Origin of the sequence: Acidovorax sp. 59, assembly GCF_002754175.1 — a bacterium.
GTDB lineage: Bacteria > Pseudomonadota > Gammaproteobacteria > Burkholderiales > Burkholderiaceae_C > Acidovorax > Acidovorax delafieldii.
Map to the genome: position 1 here is coordinate 3,861,771 of NZ_PEET01000001.1, position 18,167 is coordinate 3,879,937.

The window sequence follows — 18,167 nt, forward strand, 5'->3', positions numbered from 1 at the left end:
GTTTGTGTGCCTGCAAACCTCGATCACGAAAGCTGAAATTGCCCCAGCGGCTGGGGCCGCCCGTTGAGCACCAGCTCCACCTGGTGCGCGCCGGGGTAGTGGGTGCGTGTGGTCATCTGCTGCAGCGACAGCGTCTTGCCCACGGCCACGGTGGCGCCGGGCGGTATGTCCAGCGTCTGCAGCTTGAACACCTTGGGCGCCGCGCCGCCGTGGGCCTTGACGTAGTGCACCTTCAGGTCCGCCAGCACGCGCTGGGGCTGGAGCGTGGGGTTGTGCAGTTCGACCTCGATGCGCACCTTGTCGCCAATGCGTGCGCGGGCGGGCAGCACGCGTGCGGCCTGCACGTCCAGCGCCACGGCATGGCCCACGCCCAGGGCATCGAGCGCAGCGGCGTCGCCGAGTTTGATGAGAAAACGCAGGCCGTGGCGCACCAGGGCTTCACGCGGGGCGGGTGCGCCCAACAGCCAGGTGCGCGCGGTGCCCACGGCCAGGTCGGGGTGGTCCTTGGCGATGTCGCCCAGGTGGTTGGCCACGGAGCGACGCACGTACGACGATGGGTCGTCCTTGAGCGCATCGAGCAACGGCAGGGCCAGTTGCGGGTTGTTCTGGAATGCGGGCAGGCGCGGCGCCCAGGGCAGGCGGGGCCGCGTGCCTTCGCTCACCAGGCGGCGCACATGGGCGTTGCCATCTTGCGCCCAGTCGCGCAGCCGCGCTAGCGTGGCGCCCTGGTGGTGCAGCAGGTAGGGGCGTATGCAGAACTCGGCCGTAAAGCGCTGGGTGAGTGCGTGCTGCGCGGCCATGGCCGCCTCGAAATGCGGCAGGCCGTGTGTGCCGATGTAGATGCTGTGCGGCAGGTACAAAAAGGCGCTGTAGGGGCGGTCACCCGCGTCGGGCTCGCCCACCGCATCGAGGCCCATGGGTGGGTCCATCGAGTCGACCAGCACACCCAGCGCACGCGACACGTCTTGCGGCAGGTGTGTCTGCAGGGCCTGCGCAATGCGCTGGCCGCGTGCCATCAGCTCCAGCGATTCGTAGCCGGGCTCTACCTGCTGCAGAAACGCGGTGGTATCGAACTTGCGCCACGCGCGCCGCACCATGGCCGCGATGCGCGGGGGCACGGTGTCATTCAGCAGGTGTTTGAGAGGCTCGGCCATCGTGGAGATTGCGTGCGAAGCGCCTACATCCGCGCCACGCCAAAGCTCAGGGGCCGCAGCGTGCGCGCCTGCGCCTCGGCGCAGGTATCCAGGCAAAACGCCAGCACGGCCCGCGTGTCGCGCGGGTCGATCACGCCATCGTCCAGCAGCAGACCGCTGGTGTAGAACGCATCGGCCTGGGCCTCGAACATGGCGACGATCTTGTCGAACTGGGCTTGCGATTCGGCCGGGTCGGGCGTGATGCCTTTGCGCGCCAGCGCCGCCTCGGTCACGATCTGCATGGTGCGCGCGGCCTGCTCGCCGCCCATCACCGCTGTCTTGGCCCCCGGCCAGCTGAACAGGAAGCGCGGCGCATAGCCGCGCCCGCACATGCCGTAGTTGCCCGCTCCAAAGCTGGCGCCGCACTGGATGGTGATCTGCGGCACGGTGGCGTTGGTCACCGCCTGGATCATCTTGCTGCCGTGCTTGATCATGCCGCCCTGCTCGCTTTCCTTGCCGACCATATAGCCCGTGGTGTTCTGCAGGTAGATGATGGGGTGGCCCAGCTGGCACATCCACTGGATGAAGTGCGTGGCCTTGTTGGCGCCTGCCACGTCGATGGGCCCGTTGTTGCTGATGAAGCCGACGGCATGGCCCTGGATGTGGCCCTGCGCGCACACGGTGGCCACGCCGTAGCGTGCTTTGAATTCGAGCAGTTCGGAGCCATCCACCAGCCGCGCGATGACCTCGCGCATGTCCACGGGTTGGCGCAGGTCGGCGGACATCAGGGCCAGCAGGTCGTCGGCGGGCAAGGTGGGCCCGGGTGCGCTGGGTCGCGGCGCTACGCCCCACCCCAGCTGCGCCACCACATCGCGCGCCAGGCCGATGGCCTCACGGTCGTCCTGCGCCAGGTATTCACCCAGACCCGAGACGGCGGTATGCATCTCGGCACCGCCCAGTTCCTCTTCCGTCGCAATCTCGCCCGTCGCAGCCATGAGCAGCGGCGGCCCGGCCAGAAAGGCGCGCGAGCGGCCCTGCACCATGATGACCACGTCCGACAGGCCGGGCATGTAGGCGCCGCCCGCAGTGCCCGAGCCGTGCTGCACGGTGATCACCGGAATGCCCGCCGCCGACAGCCGCGCGAGGTTGCGGAACAGCGTGCCGCCGTGCACGAAGCCCTCCACCCGGTAGCGCATCAGGTTGGCGCCTGCGCTCTCCACCAGGTGGATGAACGGCAAGCGGTTTTGCAGCGCGATCTCCTGCACGCGCAGGATTTTTTCAAGGCCCATGGGCTGAATGGCGCCCGCCTCGATGCCCGAGTCACTGGCCACCACCATGCAGCGCACGCCCGAGACAAAGCCAATGCCCGCGACCATGCCACCACCGGGCACGGACTTATCGGGGTCTTTCACGTCCTGCAGGTAGCCCGCCAGGGTGCACAGCGGCAGCCAGGGCGCACCGGCATCCAGCAGCAGCGCCACGCGCTGGCGCGGCAGCAGCTGGCCGCGTTTTTCAAACTGGGGCAGCGAGCGGGCCGAGGCGGCGGCGGCACGCTCTTCCAACGCGCGCAGAGCATGAAGGCGGGCCTGCAGCGCCGCGCGGCGCTGCGTGGCCTCGGCACTGCCTGGGTTGAATCGGGAAGTGAAGACGGCGGTCATGCGGCCTCGGTCTTGGGGGTGTGGGAAGGTGCAAACACCTGCGGCACCTGCGCGCGGTGAAAGCCGTCAAATGGCCGCACGGCCGGGTGTGCAGCGGCGGTGGCACCAGGCGGGCGCTGCGGCCAGCCCATGCGCACCTGGGGCCGTGCGCCGTCCACCCGCAACGTGGTGCCGCTGATGAAGCTGGCTGCCGGGCTGAGCAAAAAGGTGATGGCCGCCGACACCTCGGCCTCGTTGCCAAAGCGCCCGAGCGGCACTGTGCGCGGCATGGCACGCAGCATGTCTGCCGCCTCGGGCGGGTAGTTGTCCATGCCGCTGGAGGCGATGTAACCCGGCGCCACGGCGTTCACGCGCACACCGCTGTGTGCCCATTCCAGCGCAGCGGTTTCGGTGAAGCTGACCATGCCCGCACGGGCAGCGCCACTGTGCCCCATGCCCGGCATGGAGCCCCACATGTCGGCCACGATGTTGACGATGGAGCCGCCGTGCTGCGTCATCCACTGCCGGTAGCACTCTCGCGCCATCAAAAAGCCGCCGGTGAGGTTGGTGTGCAGCACGGCCTCCCAGCCCTTGGCGCTGATGGATTCGAGCGGCGACATGAACTGCCCGCCCGCGTTGTTGACCAGCGCATCGATGTGGCCTTGCGCAGCAAGGATCTGTTGCACCAGCGCGACCACGCCTTCTTCGGAGCGGATGTCGCACACCTCGCAGGACACACGGCCGCCATCGGCGGTGATCTCTTCGGCCACGGCCAGCAGCTTTTCTGGCTTGCGCCCCACCAGCACCACATGCGCGCCCAGTTGCGCCAGCTCGTGTGCCGTGCACCGGCCAATGCCGGAGCCGCCGCCGGTGACCACCACCACTTGGCCCTGGAACAGGCCCGGAGCAAACACAGACTGGTAGGCGTTGCGCGCGGTGGGGGCCATGGTGACTCTGCCTTGGTGGGGTTGTTTGTTATGAACGGATAAACAAGGCCAGCGCCTCGTCGGTGAGCGCGTCGAGCGACTTGCCCTTCTTGGGCGAGAACCATTGCACCGCCCAGTTGAGCGCCCCAAAGATGAACAGCCGCGCCACACCGGGCTCGGCCTGCAGCGCACCCTGCTTTGCCAGCGCTTCCAGCACGGGCATCCAAGTGGCCTCGTAGCTGTCCTTGATGCGGGCAATGCCCTTGCGCTGCGCAGGCGTGAGCGAACGCCACTCGTACAGCATCACCGGGATGAAGCTGCTGCGCGGGCCGAGCAGGATCTCGAAATGGTGGCGAATGAGCGTGTGCAGCTGCTCGCGCGGTGTGGCCGTGGCGGGCAGTGCATTGAGTGCCTGCTGCTGGCTTTGTGTGGCCATGGTCATGCCCTCGCTCATCACGGCGTAGAGCAGCGCGCTTTTGCTTTCGAAGTGATAGAAGGGCGAGCCACTGTGCATGCCTGCCGCCGCAGCAATGTCGCGCGTGCTGGTGGCGGCAAAGCCCTGGGTGCGAAAGAGCTTGGCCGCGCCGTCCATGAGCTTGCGGCGGCGGTTGCCGTCGTCGAGTTCCTCGGCGGTTTTGCGCGGGCGGCCACGGGGGCGGCGGGTGGTTTCTTCGGTGGGGGATTGTGTTGTGGTTGCCGTGTTGGCGTTGAGGGGCGCTACGGCCTTGCTGCGGGGGCGGGCCGGGGGCTTCTTGAGAGTGGGGGCGATGGCGCGGGTGCGCGGCACGGGTGATTCCATGCAGGCACGATAGCAAAACTGTTTATTTTTAGCAAGCAAGTGCTTTGTAAAAATAGATGGCTTGCCTCATCATGATTGCCATCGGGTGTTATTTGATTTGAAGCGCTGTTATCTATCGCTTGATTTGCTATCTATTTGGAAGCGGATGGCATGCCCGTGTGGAGTGCGGGAGCCGGGAGTCGCCCGGCGTGCGAGGTACTTTTCTTTGCTTCGCCAAAGAAAAGTACCCAAAAGAAAGGCGACCCCACTGTCTGCGTCCCCTGCGCTTCGCTACGGGGCAACCTGCGGTGCTCGGGTTTGGCGGGGTCTCGCTCAACTCGCGCCGCTGCGCGTCGCTCAGACACACGCGAGCCCTGATCCGCCAAACCCTGCGCTCCTCGGCGCAACCAGAGGGGCAAGGTGAGCAGAACATCCACACGGGCCATCGCTGCGCTCGGCCACACCTCGCGGGCGCAAGCGCTACGCGCTGCGCAGCCTGGGCCGAGCGCAGCAATGGCCCGAATGGTTGTTCGGCTGTTTGGCTGTGGGCTGTTTGGCTCCCAACCCCTGCTGGCTGCGCCTGCGGCGGGGCGGTTGCGGGGTGGCACGCGCGTCGGAGCGCGCGTGCATCGTGCTCTGACTCGCCGTGGATGTCTGAACGAAGCTGCAACGCAGCGCAGTGAGTTCCACGGCGCACCCCGCAACCGGCACGACGCAGGTTTGCCCCGTAGCGAAGCGCAGGGGTCGCAGACTGGGGGTCGCCTTTTCTTTGGTGACTTTCTTTTGGCGAAGCAAAAGAAAGTCACTCGCACGCCGGGCGACTCCCGGCTCCCGCACTTCACACGGGCATGCAGTAGCCACCGCCAAAACAAGCTTCGCTAAGCTCAACCCGAACGGACGGGGCGAGAACGAACTATAAAAACAATAGCTGCCAGCGCTTTATGTACAAGCGCCAGCAGCCAAAAATACCTCAGAACTAGCGAATCAAACCGCGCTGAAATCAGGCTTTCTCTTCTCCATAAAAGCCGAGAACGCCTCCCGCGCCGCAGGCTCACGCAACATGCGCCCAAAGCTCTCACCCTCTTCCGCCATCACCTCCAGCACCTTCGCCGTCTGCCCACCCTTCATCAACCGCTTGGTTTCGATGAGCGACGACAACGGCTTGGCAGCCAGCTTCTTCGCCTGCGCCTGTGCGACGCCATTGCACTCGGTGGGCGGCACCACACGATTCACCAGCCCCACTTCCAACGCGGCCTCGGCCATGAAAGGCTCGCCCAGCAGCAAGGCTTCCGCAGCGCGGTGGTACCCCAGCATCTGTGGCACCAACAGGCTCGACGCCGCCTCGGGGCACAGGCCCAAATTCACGAACGGCATGGAGAACGCCGCGTTGTCGCCCGCATAGACCAAGTCGCAATGAAACAGCATCGTCGTGCCGATGCCCACGGCCGGGCCGCAGACCGAGGCGATCACGGGCTTGGGGAAGGTGGCGATGCCGCGCAGAAAACGGAACACGGGCGAATCCTGCGTAGCGGGCGGCTGCTGCAAAAAGTCGCCGATGTCGTTGCCCGCGCTGAAGATCGCCACGTCGCCCTGGAACACCACCACACGCACGCTGGCATCGGCCTTGGCGGCGTCGAGCGCATCGGCCATGGCGGCGTACATGTCGCGCGTGATGGAGTTCTTCTTGTCCACGCGATTGAAGGTGATGGTGGTCACGCCCGCTTCGGAGTGGACGAGGATGTCTTGGGTGGCTTCGGTCATGGTGGTGAAGGTTCCGGGTCGGATGGATTGGGACGAGAGGAATGCGGTACGGCACAGGGCAACAGGCCGACTTCCTATTCCTTGTAGTAAACGATCTGATGGCTGGTGGCCAGCATGGTGCCAGCCTCGTTCCACAGCTGCACGGTCTGGTCAAAGAAACCATTGCGGAATTCCTGCCCGCGCGCCTGGCCGAGCAGGAAGCCCGTGCCCGTGGCCTGCAGCTGCTCTGCCGTGGCGTGGAAGTACACGGTGATCGACACCGTGCCCGCAGGCACCTGGCGCGCACGGCGCAGCCACACGCGGGGGAAGAACACATCAGCCAATGCGGACAGCGCCACGAAGTCGATCGGCCGCGGAGGTGTGTCGCGCATCCACAGCTGCGTCAGGCTGTGGTCGCCGCTGCCGTCCCAGGTGCGCGGGATGAAGCCAGCGATGGGGCGCATCTCGTAGCGATTGAGCCATTCCACAGCGCCCAAGGGGGCGACGATGGCTTTTTGCTCTGCAGGTGGGGGCACCTGCGGCATGGGCACATCGCCCACGCTCCAGGTCTCGCGGCGCACGGCCGTGACGGCGGTGGCCGTGGTGGTGACCACCTGCGCGCCGTCGGCACCGGCCTGCAGGATCGACAGCGTCCAGTGCTGGGTAGAGCGGTTGGTGCGCACGGGCGTTGCCTGCACCGTGAACGCACCAGCTGTCAAAGCGCCCGCGTAGTTGACGGTGAGCGACAACGGGTCGCCGAGCCGGTCAGGGTGCTGCAGGATGGCCTGCAGCAGCGTGGCGGCGGTAATGCCGCCAAACGGGCCGACCATGTTCCAGTAGCCGGGGTGGGTCTGCCCTTCGTACTGGCCCGTCGCAGCGGACAAAGCCGTCAGTTGCAGCGCCTCGTCCAGCGGGTGGGTAGCGGAGGACGAAGACGCAGACGAAGAAGTGGATGAAGAGGAAGTCATGCTGCAAGTGTGCCGCGAAACGACCGCTCAGGCCGTCGTACCGGAGACTTCGCCGTGGGGCATTCCGCCGCCACCCAGGGCGGCCAGCGCAGCCGCTGCGCGCGGCCACAGGCTTTGGCGGAACTGGTCGCGAAAGAAACCAAAGTGCCCAATGCGCCGCACCTGCAGGTCGGCCGGTGTGATGCTCTCCACCCGGCGCTCGGTGTTGGCGTACAGGTTCACCAGGTTGTGCGTGCCACGCAAGGTCATCAGCTCGTCGTCCGCCATCGACAGCGCCAGCACCGGGAACCGCACCGCGCCATAACTCTGCGCCACCGCAGGCCCCTCAGCCCCCACGCTGTAAGCGGGGTCCAGACACCAGCGCCGCCACTGCAGGATCACCCCCGCAGGCAGGTCGCCCACCTTCTTGAGCGTGCGCCCCGGAAAGTACCCGCACAGCCGCGTGGCCAGCGGCACCAGCACCCACCAGAAATACGGAACGATCCGCTTGAGCTGAGGCGCGTTGTCACGCCAGTAGCCGCTGCCTGCGGCCACGCTGAGCAGGCCCGCCACCTGCTCGGGCTTTTTCAGCAAGCCCGGCAACTGCGCGCCCAGGCTGTGGCCCAGCAAATACAGCGGCTGCGACGGCAGCGCGGCCTTGGCGGCAGAAATCACCGCCTCATAGTCCTGCGCCCAATCAAACAGATCCGCCTTCACATCGCGCATCGCTCCCTGCAGCGAATCGCCGTGGCCTCGGTAGTCAAACGTGGTGACCCGAAACCCCTGCTGCGCCATCCACAACGCAAAGGCCTCGTAATACGACTGCCGCACCCCCATCGCGCCGCCGATGACGACGCTGGCGCGCGGTGCGCCCTCGGGTTCATAAACACGCAGCGCCAATGACACTGCCCCGTTCACCTGCAAGGTTTGCTTGTTCATGTCTGTCTCCTTGGTTCGAAACCGATCTGCGCCGGCTTGAAAAGAAAACTATCACTGAGAGGGCAGAACCCTGGCTTCGACAAGCTCAGCCCGAACGGTTTGGGTGAGAGCAATCAAGTCTTGCCCCGTCCATTCCCCTGTCTTCACACCCCGCCCTCAAGGGCGTAGCGAGCGACTTTCAGGCGAGGCGGACGGAGCGCAGCAACCGGAACGTACTTGCGGTACGTGAGGATTGCGAGCACCGCCCAACGACCCATGAAAGCCGCGCAGTAGCCAGTTAACTCACAGCGCTTCGATGATGCCGGCGGCGCCTTGGCCGGTACCTACACACATCGTGACCATGCCGTACTTCAGCTTGTGGCGGCGCAGCGCATGCACCACCGTCGCCGCACGGATGGCACCGGTGGCGCCCAACGGGTGCCCCAATGCAATTGCGCCACCCATGGGGTTCACGTTCGCAGGGTTCAGACCCAGCGTATTGATCACCGCCAGCGACTGGGCCGCAAACGCTTCGTTCAGCTCGTACCAGCCGATGTCATCGCTCTTGAGACCCGCATAACGCAGGGCCGCCGGAATCGCTTCGATGGGGCCAATGCCCATGATCTCGGGCGGCACGCCGCGCGCTGCGTAGCTCACAAAACGCGCCAGGGGCGTCAGGCCAAACTGCTTCACGGCCTTTTCGCTTGCCACGATGAGGGCACCGGCACCGTCGCTGGTCTGCGAGCTGTTGCCCGCCGTGACGCTGCCGCGTGCCGCAAACACGGGCTTGAGCTTGGCCAGGCCTTCCAGGGACGTATCGGGACGAGGGCCTTCGTCCAGGCTCACGGTGCGGCGCTTTTCCACCACTTCGCCGTTAGCGAGGTTGGGCGAACGCTCCACGATTTCGAAGGGCGTGATTTCGTCGCTGAACTCACCGGCCTTTTGCGCCTTGATGGCGCGCAGGTGGGATTCGAGGGCGAACGCGTCTTGCGCTTCGCGGCTCACCTTCCACTGCTGGGCCACCTTTTCGGCGGTCAGGCCCATGCCGTAGGCGATGCCCACGTTTTCGTCCTTGGCAAAAATCTCGGCGTTGAACGAGGGCTTGTTGCCGCCCATGGGCACCAGGCTCATGGACTCGGCGCCACCGGCGATCAGCACGTCGGCCTCGCCCACGCGGATGCGGTCGGCGGCCATCTGCAGCGCGGTGATGCCCGATGCGCAGAAGCGGTTCACGGTCACGCCGCCCACGGGGTGGTCGAACGCCAGGCCCACGGCAATGCGGGCCATGTTCATGCCCTGCTCACCTTCGGGGAAGGAGCAGCCAATGATGGCGTCTTCAATCGCCTTGGGGTCCAGCGTGGGCACCTGCAGCATCGCGCTCTTGATCGCGGCGACCAGCAGGTCGTCAGGCCGTGTGTTTTTGAAATAGCCGCGGCCCGAGCGCCCGATGGGCGTGCGCGTGGCGGCGACGATGTAGGCGTCCTGGACTTGTTTTTGAGCCATGGTGAAACTCCTTCAATTCTTGGGGGGGCGGCTGGAAGGAACCCAGGCCCACGTAAATACACATTCGACCGGCTCCACACCGGCTTCGTCGGTCACGGTGACCTTCACCTGCACCTCGCCCTTGTCGCTGGCCAACATGGCGGCGCGCTGCTCGGCGGTGAGCGTGGCCACGGCTTTGAGGCCGCCCGTGGCGCGCTTCTTGAACGCCATGCTCAGCTCCTTGGCCAGCGGCAGGCAGTCGTCGCGCACGTTCATGCCCACGACCATGCCGGTGGCCGTTTCAGCCAGCAGGTTCATGGCCGAGGCGTGCACACCACCAATGTGGTTTTGCACACGGTGCTCGTTGGCAAGATGCACTTCGACCCGCTCAGGCGTGAGCGACACGAACTTCACCCCGGCCGTGCCGGTAAAGGGCACAGCCCGGCGCAAGATGATGTTCTGCACGAACCCGCGCATGAAGGCGGGGGCCTCGTCCAGGCGCATCAGCGAGCGCTGCAATTTGTTGGGGGCGTGTTCGCTCATGTCGGTCTACCGGTATCCATCGACGTCCGGATCAGTTGCGAACCGGCTTGCCGGTAGACAACATGCCCAGGATGCGCTCATGCGTCTTGGGCTGGGCGATCAGGTGGCAGAACACCTTGCGCTCCAGCGTGAGCAGGTATTCCTCGCTCACCATCGAGCCAGCATCCACATCGCCGCCACAGACCACTTCGGCGATCATGGCGCCGATCTTGAAGTCGTAGGCGCTGATGAAGCCGCCGTCGCGCATGTTCACCAGCTGGGCCTTGATGGTGGCCAGACCGCTGCGGCCGGCCACGGGGAACAGGCGCTTGTGCGGCGCACGCCAGCCGCTCGCGGCCATGGACTTGGCTTCGTTGATGGCGACGAACAACAGCTCATCCTTGTGGGGCACGATCACGTCGCTGTCCAGCAGGTAACCCAGCTTGCGCGACTCCAGAGCGCTGGTGCCCACCTTGGCCATGGCGGCGGCGGTGAAGCCTTCGGTCAGGAAAGGCAGGATGTCCTTGGATGTGGAAGCTGCCATGTTCTCGGCCGCGCGGCGGGCGATGTAGGTCAGGCCGCCGGCGCCGGGCACCAGGCCCACGCCCACTTCGACCAGGCCGATGTAGCTTTCCATGTGGGCCACGCGCTTGGCCGAATACACAGCCAGCTCGCAACCACCGCCCAGCGCCATGCCGTGGATGGCCGCGACGACAGGCACCTGCGCATAGCGAATGCGCATCATCAGGTTTTGCAGCTCCTGCTCGATGCTTTCCACCGCATCGGCGCCGCCGACCATGAAGGCGGGCATCGTGGCTTCCAGGTCCGCACCCACGCTGAAAGGCGCGTCGCCGGACCAGATGACCATGCCTTGGTACTCGGACTCGGCCAGTTCCAGCGCTTCCATCAGCGCTTCCATCACCTCGGGGCTGATGGCGTGCATCTTGTTCTTGATGCTGGCGATGAGCACCCGCCCACCGAAGGGGCTTCCATCCTCGTCCAGCGTCCAGGTGCGCAGGGCTTTCGATTCAGCAATCGTGGTGCCAGCGGTGCGCCAGTCGGGCAGGCTGGTTTCGCCCAGCAGAGCCTCGGGGAAGATCTGACGCTCGTACACGGGCAGCTGGCGGCGGGGCACAAACTTGTTCTGCGATGCACTCCACGAACCTTGCGCGGTGTGCACGCCACCGGCTTCGGCCACGGGGCCCTTGAACACCCACTCGGGCAGCGGTGCCTTGCACAGCGCCTTGCCAGCGTCGATGTCCTCCTGGATCATCTTCGCGACTTCGAGCCAACCGGCTTCCTGCCACAGCTCGAAGGGGCCCTGCTTCATGCCAAAGCCCCAGCGCATGGCCTGGTCCACGTCGCGTGCGTTGTCGGCGATGGTGCCCAGGTGCACGGCAGCGTAGTGGAAGCTGTTGCGCAGGATGGCCCAGAGGAACTGGCCGGGCGCACCTTCGGCGTTGCGCAGCAGGCGCAGGCGCTCGGCAGCGGGCTTCTTGAGCATGCGGGCATACACCTCGTCGGCCTTCTGGCCGGCGGGCACGTACTCTTCGCTTTCCAGCTCGAAACGCATCACATCGCGGCCGACCTTCTTGAAGAAACCGGCCTTGGTCTTCTGCCCCAGGTTGCCCAGCTCCAGCAGCTTTTTCAGCACGGCGGGCGTGCCAAAGCTTTCGTAGAACGGATCGGTCTCAATGCTCAGGTTGTCCTGCAGCGTCTTGATCACGTGGGCCATGGTGTCCAGGCCCACCACGTCAGCGGTGCGGAAGGTGCCGCTGGATGCACGGCCCAGCTTCTTGCCCGTGAGGTCGTCCACCACGTCATAGGTCAGGCCAAAGTTCTCGACCTCTTTCATCGTGGCCAGCATGCCCGCGATGCCCACGCGGTTGGCCACGAAGTTGGGGGTGTCGTGTGCGCGCACCACGCCCTTGCCCAGGCCGCTGGTGACAAAGGCTTCGAGCTGGTCCAGCACTTCTGGCTGGGTGGTGGGCGTGTTGATCAGCTCCACCAGCGTCATGTAGCGTGGGGGATTGAAGAAATGGATGCCGCAGAAGCGGGGCTTGATGCTCTCGGGCAGCACTTCGGAGAGCTTGGTGATCGACAGGCCCGAGGTGTTGGACGCCAGGATGGCGTGCTTGGCCACGTGGGGCGCGATCTTGGTGTACAGGTCGAGCTTCCAGTCCATGCGCTCGGCAATGGCCTCGATCACGAGGTCGCATTCCTTGAGCAGGTGCATGTGCTCTTCGTAGTTGGCCTGCTGGATCAGCGCCGCGTCGTCGGCCACGCCCAGGGGCGAGGGCTTGAGCTTTTTCAGGCCTTCGACGGCCTTGGTGACGATGCCGTTCTTCGGGCCTTCCTTGGCGGGCAGGTCGAACAGCACCACGGGCACCTTCACGTTGACGAGGTGGGCGGCAATCTGCGCGCCCATCACGCCTGCGCCGAGCACGGCGACTTTTTTCACTTGGAATCGGGACATGGGTTGGGTTCCTGGTTGGGGCGTTGCGCAACACCGCAGGGGGCGCGCAATGCCACGGGAATGGGGTTTACTGGACGCGGATCCAGGTTTGCGTGCGGCCGAACGGGCCGATCGAGCCGCGCACTTCGAGCTTCTTGCCGCCCTCGACGGGGGTCATGCGCAGGGTGTAGTTGCGGCCGTTCTCAGGGTCGAGAATCTTGCCGCCCTCCCACACCTCTTTGCCGTCGGCCTTCTTTGCGCCACGGATGATCTCCAAGCCCACCAAGGGCTTGCCCTTGCGGTCGTCGGAGCACTCCTCGCAGACATCCTCGGGCTTGGCGTCCTTGGACAGGCGCTTTTCCAGCGCTCCGTGCAGCACGCCGCCACCAATGTCGCGGATGCGGATCTCGGCCTTGGCCTCGCCGGTCTTGTCATCGATGTTGCGCCACAGGCCTTCGGGCGTCATCTGCGCCCAGGCCGGCAGCGCACCCGCTACCAAAACAATAGCTGCTACCGCTTTGAACATCTGCGCTCCCTGGCAAAAAGGCTTGAAATCCGCATCCGGCACCGATCAGGCCAGGGCCAGATCGGTGTCCATCAGCACCTTGCTGCCGGCGCGGGCGGTGCGCATCAGCGTGGCGGTTTCGGGGAACAGCTTGGCGAAGTAGAAACGTGCGGTCTGCAGCTTGGCGCCGTAGAACGGGTCGGTGTTGCCGGCGGCGATCTCGCGCAGGGCGACCTGGGCCATGCGGGCGAACAGGTAGCCGAACACCAGGTGGCCGGCCACGCGCAGATAGTCCACCGCAGCAGCACCCACTTCGTCGGGGTTTTGCATGCCCTTGAAGCCGATCTCGGTGGTGAACTTGGTCATCTGGTCACCCAGCATGGCCACCGGGTTGATGAACTCAGCCATCTTCTCGTTCACACCCTCTTCTTCCACCAGCTTACCGATCAGCTTGCCCAGCTTTTTCAGCGTGGCGCCGTTGTTGCCCAGGATCTTGCGGCCCAGCAGGTCCAGCGACTGGATGGTGTTGGTGCCTTCATAGATCATGTTGATGCGGTTGTCCCGCACGTACTGCTCCATGCCCCATTCCTTGATGAAGCCGTGGCCGCCGAAGACCTGCATGCACGCGTTGGTGCTGATGTGGCCGTTGTCGGTGATGAAGGCCTTGACGATGGGGGTCAGCAGGGCCACGAGTTCTTCGGAATCCTTGCGCACCTTTTCATCGGGGTGGCTGTGCACCTTGTCCAGCAACAGCGTGCAGAAGATCTGCAGCGCGCGGCCACCTTCGGCGTAGGCCTTGGCGGTGAGCAACATCTTGCGCACATCGGGGTGCACGATGATGGGGTCGGCGTCCTTGTCCTTGGCCTTGGGGCCCGACAGGCTGCGCGACTGGATGCGGTCCTTGGCATAGGCCAGCGCGTTCTGGTAAGCCACTTCCGTCAGGCCCAGCGACTGGTTGCCCACACCCAGGCGGGCGGCGTTCATCATCACGAACATGGCAGCCAGGCCCTTGTTGGGCTGGCCCACCATGGTGCCGATGGCGCCGTCCAGTGCGATCTGCGCGGTGGCGTTGCCGTGGATACCCATCTTGTGCTCCAGGCCCGTGCAGAAGATGGGGTTGCGCTCGCCCAGCGAGCCGTCGGCATTCACGTTGAACTTGGGCACCACAAACAGGCTGATGCCCTTGCTGCCCTTGGGCGCATCGGGCAGGCGGGCCAGCACTAGGTGAACGATGTTGGCGGCCATGTCGTGCTCGCCGGCGCTGATGAAGATCTTGTTGCCGGTGATCTTGTAGGTGCCGTCAGGCAGAGGCTCGGCCTTGGTGCGCATCAGGCCCAGGTCGGTACCGCAGTGGGGTTCGGTCAGGCACATGGTGCCGGTCCATTCGCCGCTGGTCAGCTTGGGCAGGTACAGGGCCTTCTGGGCGTCGGTGCCATGGGCGTGCAGGGCTTCGTAGGCGCCGTGCGACAGGCCGGGGTACATCGTCCAGGCCTGGTTGGCCGAGTTCAGCATCTCGTACAGGCACTGGTTCAGCACGAAGGGCAGGCCCTGGCCGCCATAGGTGGGGTCGCAGCTCAGTGCAGCCCATCCACCCTCGACGTACTTGGCATAGGCGTCCTTGAAGCCGGTGGGGGTCTTCACTTCGTGCGTGGTCTTGTTCAGCACGCAGCCTTCGGTGTCGCCGCTGATGTTGAGCGGGAACGCGACTTCGGAAGCAAACTTGCCGGCCTCTTCGATCACGGCATTGATGGTGTCCACATCCACTTCGGCGTGGGGTGGCATCGCCTTGAATTCATCACTGACCTTGAGCACTTCGTGCATGACGAATTGCATGTCGCGCAGGGGCGGCGTATAGGTAGGCATGGGTTTACTCCTTGGATGTGGTGGTTTGGTTGGAAACTTTGCGGCGCGCCACTGTGGGTGCCTTGGCTGCCGCTGTCGGCGCGCTGTAGCGCGCCAGAATGTTGTGAAAGCCCACGACAGCCCGGTCGATGGAGCCCGGGGTCTGCAGGAACCGCGCCTCGTAGTGCAGCGCGAGGATCAGGCCGTGGATCTCGAAGAGCATCTGCTCTTCCTTGGTGTCGGCACGCAGCTCGCCCAGTTCCTTGCACTGCTCGATGGCGCGGCGCATGGCGGCATGCCAGGTCAGCACCGAACTGGCCAGCGCATCGCGCACGGGGCCGGTACGGTCATCGAACTCGACCGCGCCGCTGATGTAAATGCAGCCCGAGTCGATTTCGATGGAGGTGCGCTTCATCCAGTTGTCGAACAGCGCCGACAAACGCGCCACGCCACGGGGGGCGGACATGGCGGGGTAGAACACTTCCTGCTCGAAGCGGGTGTGGTACTCGCGGATCACCGAAATCTGCAGCTCTTCGCGGGAGCCAAAGTGGGCGAAAACGCCCGACTTGCTCATGCCCGTGACATCGGCCAGCGCCCCGATGGACAGGCCTTCCAGCCCGATGTGCGTGGCCAAGCCCAGCGCGGCCTCGACGATGGCCGCCTTGGTCTGCTGGCCTTTTTGCAAGGCACGGCCGGTACCACTGCGAGCACGCGGGATGCGGGTGACCTGGCGGGATTCGGGGATGGAGGACATGGGCACGAATAAAAACGAACGTTCGTTCTATTCTGCAGCAAATTCCCTGCAGCCCCCAAGCCCCCGGAAAAAATAGGGAGCCCCATCCAAACCACCCGTTGCAGCCGCGCCACCCCCGCCGTGACGCGCCGCCTCAACAGCGCGGACCGCTACAACATCAGCGCAAGGCTGGCTTCCAGGTGCTCGGTGGGCAGGCGCCGAAACCCCGAGCGGGCGTAGCACTGCAGGCGCCCGACCACAAAGGCCGTCAACACGCTGGCCGCCACCTGGGCATCGACTGTGGGCGTGCTGGATGCGGCTGCACTCGCGCGCAGGCACTGGCGCAGGGTGGATTCGATGCGGTCAAAGAACTGGTTCATGCGCTGCTGCAAGCGCTCGTGCTCGAACACCAGTGCGTCGCCCACCATGACCCGCACCATGCCCGGGTTGCGTTCGCCAAACTGCAGCACCAGCGCCACGATGCGCGCCGCCTGGCGCGCGCCCACGTCGGCAGGCTGTGTGGGGTCGGGCACGTCGCGCCCCGTGATCTGCTGCACCAGTGTGAACACCGACTGCTCGATGAAATCGATCAAGCCCTCGAACATTTGCGCCTTGCTGGCGAAATGGCGGTACAGCGCCGCCTCGCTGACCGACAGGCGCGCGGCCAGCGCGGCAGTGGTGATGCGCTCGGCCCCAGGCTGCTCCAGCATGGCGGCCAGGGCCTGCAGGATCTGGACGCGCCGTTCCCCGGGCTTGGGCCGCTTGCGTGCAGCCGCAACATCACCCGCTTCGGCGGTACTGGCAGGCTCGGGGAGGGGCGAGATTTCAGACATGCAGGACAGGGACTCCGGTGGGGCCCTGCTCCCGGTGCGCATGCCACTGGGCATGGTCGGATCACGGCAGGGCGTGGATCACGATGTCACATCTTGCCGCAGCCAGGAGGGGCCGGGCCGCCACCTGTTTGCACAAGTCAATCGTGTGTGGAAATGATTCTCGCACAGGCCCCTTGTCGGTCCGGACGGCCCGGGGCCCCGCACGACTACAGCGGAAACACCACCGTCACCAGCAGCCCGCGCCCCTGGGGGCCCGTGCCCAGCGTCAGTGCGGCACGGTGTACCCGGGCAATCTCGTCCGCAATGGCCAGGCCCAGGCCCGTGCCCTCGCCTCCCGCGCCGGGCACGCGGTAGAACCGCTGCAACACGCGGGTGCGCTCAGACTCCGGCACGCCAGGGCCGTCGTCCTCCACCTCCACGTAGGGCCGGGGCGGGCCCGCGCGCCCCTGGCGCAGTCCGCAGCGGATGGTGACCACGCCTCCTGCAGGTGTGTATTTGATGGCGTTGTCCACCAGGTTGGACAGCAGCTCGCGCAGCAGCCAGCCATGGCCTGTCACATGCACCAGCTGGACATCGAGCCCGAGGTCCAGGCCCTTGCCGGTGGCTGCGTCCAAAAATGTTTCCAGCAGCGACTCGCACAGATCCTTGAGGTCCACCCGCTGCGGCGGCTGCGCGTCCAGGCTGCGGGCGTCCGCGCGAGACAACGCCAGCAGCTGGTGCGCCAGCTGAGAGGTGCGGCGCGTGGCGTTGCGCAGCTTCTCGATCTGATCCGCTCCCAAAACAATAGCACCTTGTGCACGATCTTCATGCGCTAGCGGCATTTTCCGGTCGAAATCCGGGAATGACGTGCGTGGCGGCGCTGCCGCCTTGGCCATCATGGCCCAGGCCTCCACCTGGGCCTGCAAGCCCGCCAGCGGCGTGCGCAACTGGTGCGCCGCGTCGGCCACAAAACGCCGCTGCCCTTCGGCCTGTGCGTTGACCAGCGCAAACAGGCGGTTGAGCGAGTGCACCAGGGGCCGCACCTCGTCGGGCGAGGCGGCCTCGTCGATGGGACTGAGATCGCGGGGAGAGCGGCGCTCCACCGCCTCCGCAAGCCCCACCAGGGGTTTGAAGGCCTGCCGCACCGCCCAATGGATCGCAAAACCCGCGGCAATCAGCAATACGAGGTTGGGCAACAACACCCTCAGTAGCAGTTGCTGCGCCCATTTCTGGCGAGGGTCCGACCCGTCGGCGAGGGCCACGACCAGTTCGCCCGCCCCCGTGCGCCCGCGTTGCGCCGCCACCCGGTACGTCACGCCGCCGAACTCCACGCTGTGGAACTCCGGGGCCTGTGTGGTGGGCACGGCGCCGTGTACCCAGCCCTCTCCGAGCAACAGGCGCCCCGAGGTATCGCGCACGCTATAGGCCGCAAAGCCCGCGTTCTGGCGCAAAAACTCTTCGATGGGCGGCGCCAGCAGCAGCAGCGGTGGGTCGTTGTCGTGGATGGGCGGCGCCAGCACCGAATCGGCGAGCGCGGGCAGCAGCCGCACCAGACGCTGGTCGTGCTGGCCAGCTGCCTCATCGGCCGACCGGTAGTCCAGCCAGACCCCTGCCAGCACCAGCACACACAGGGGCAGTACCAGCATCAGCAGCAGCCGGGTGCGCAGGTCCGATGTCATGGCGCGCAGGCCGGGCCGCCGGGAAGAGTTTTTCCAAAGCATGGCGAGGCGGCGAACT

15 protein-coding genes are annotated in these 18,167 nt (G+C 65.7%); all 15 read right to left on the minus strand.

From position 1 onward, the window contains the following. Positions 1-23: 23 nt before the first annotated feature. Entirely contained in the window at positions 24-1,154 is a 1,131-nt protein-coding gene (locus tag CLU87_RS17570) for a DNA alkylation repair protein (RefSeq protein WP_099731272.1), read from the minus strand. 23 nt (positions 1,155-1,177) lie between these two features. Continuing rightward, positions 1,178-2,791, minus strand: coding sequence for an acyl-CoA carboxylase subunit beta (locus CLU87_RS17575; protein WP_099731273.1), 1,614 nt, complete (start codon positions 2,789-2,791; stop codon positions 1,178-1,180). Further along, entirely contained in the window at positions 2,788-3,717 is a 930-nt protein-coding gene (locus CLU87_RS17580; RefSeq protein ID WP_099731274.1) for an SDR family oxidoreductase, read from the minus strand. The genes CLU87_RS17575 and CLU87_RS17580 overlap by 4 nt, the downstream gene beginning before the upstream one ends. Positions 3,718-3,745: 28 nt before the next feature. Beyond that, the gene (locus CLU87_RS17585; RefSeq protein WP_099731275.1) at positions 3,746-4,495 is read right to left on the minus strand and encodes a TetR/AcrR family transcriptional regulator; all 750 of its coding nucleotides are present in this window, start codon (positions 4,493-4,495) and stop codon (positions 3,746-3,748) included. Positions 4,496-5,458: 963 nt separating this feature from the next. Then, positions 5,459-6,235, minus strand: coding sequence for an enoyl-CoA hydratase (locus tag CLU87_RS17595; RefSeq protein ID WP_099731277.1), 777 nt, complete (start codon positions 6,233-6,235; stop codon positions 5,459-5,461). 74 nt (positions 6,236-6,309) lie between these two features. After that, positions 6,310-7,182 (minus strand): acyl-CoA thioesterase II, encoded by an 873-nt coding sequence (locus tag CLU87_RS17600; protein WP_099731278.1) that lies wholly within the window; start codon positions 7,180-7,182, stop codon positions 6,310-6,312. A gap of 27 nt (positions 7,183-7,209) precedes the next feature. After that, positions 7,210-8,100: an alpha/beta fold hydrolase gene (locus tag CLU87_RS17605; RefSeq protein ID WP_099731279.1), complete on the minus strand. Its 891-nt coding sequence runs from the start codon at positions 8,098-8,100 to the stop codon at positions 7,210-7,212. Between the two features lie 282 nt (positions 8,101-8,382). Continuing rightward, on the minus strand, positions 8,383-9,582 hold the full coding sequence (locus CLU87_RS17610; RefSeq protein WP_099731280.1) for an acetyl-CoA C-acyltransferase: 1,200 nt from the start codon (positions 9,580-9,582) through the stop codon (positions 8,383-8,385). 12 nt (positions 9,583-9,594) lie between these two features. After that, a complete protein-coding gene (locus CLU87_RS17615; RefSeq protein ID WP_060984111.1) occupies positions 9,595-10,104 on the minus strand; it encodes a DUF4442 domain-containing protein in 510 nt (169 codons plus the stop codon). A gap of 31 nt (positions 10,105-10,135) precedes the next feature. Further along, positions 10,136-12,559, minus strand: coding sequence for a 3-hydroxyacyl-CoA dehydrogenase/enoyl-CoA hydratase family protein (locus CLU87_RS17620; RefSeq protein WP_099731281.1), 2,424 nt, complete (start codon positions 12,557-12,559; stop codon positions 10,136-10,138). A gap of 67 nt (positions 12,560-12,626) precedes the next feature. After that, positions 12,627-13,064, minus strand: a complete 438-nt coding sequence (locus CLU87_RS17625; protein WP_056059410.1) for a DUF2147 domain-containing protein — start codon at positions 13,062-13,064, stop codon at positions 12,627-12,629. A gap of 45 nt (positions 13,065-13,109) precedes the next feature. Continuing rightward, positions 13,110-14,906, minus strand: coding sequence for an acyl-CoA dehydrogenase C-terminal domain-containing protein (locus CLU87_RS17630; RefSeq protein WP_099731282.1), 1,797 nt, complete (start codon positions 14,904-14,906; stop codon positions 13,110-13,112). 4 nt (positions 14,907-14,910) lie between these two features. After that, positions 14,911-15,639, minus strand: coding sequence for a TetR/AcrR family transcriptional regulator (locus CLU87_RS17635; protein ID WP_099731283.1), 729 nt, complete (start codon positions 15,637-15,639; stop codon positions 14,911-14,913). Positions 15,640-15,788: 149 nt separating this feature from the next. Further along, entirely contained in the window at positions 15,789-16,451 is a 663-nt protein-coding gene (gene slmA, locus CLU87_RS17640) for a nucleoid occlusion factor SlmA (RefSeq protein ID WP_099731284.1), read from the minus strand. A gap of 206 nt (positions 16,452-16,657) precedes the next feature. After that, positions 16,658-18,109: a sensor histidine kinase gene (locus CLU87_RS17645; protein ID WP_056745383.1), complete on the minus strand. Its 1,452-nt coding sequence runs from the start codon at positions 18,107-18,109 to the stop codon at positions 16,658-16,660. Between the last annotated feature and the right edge of the window lie 58 nt (positions 18,110-18,167).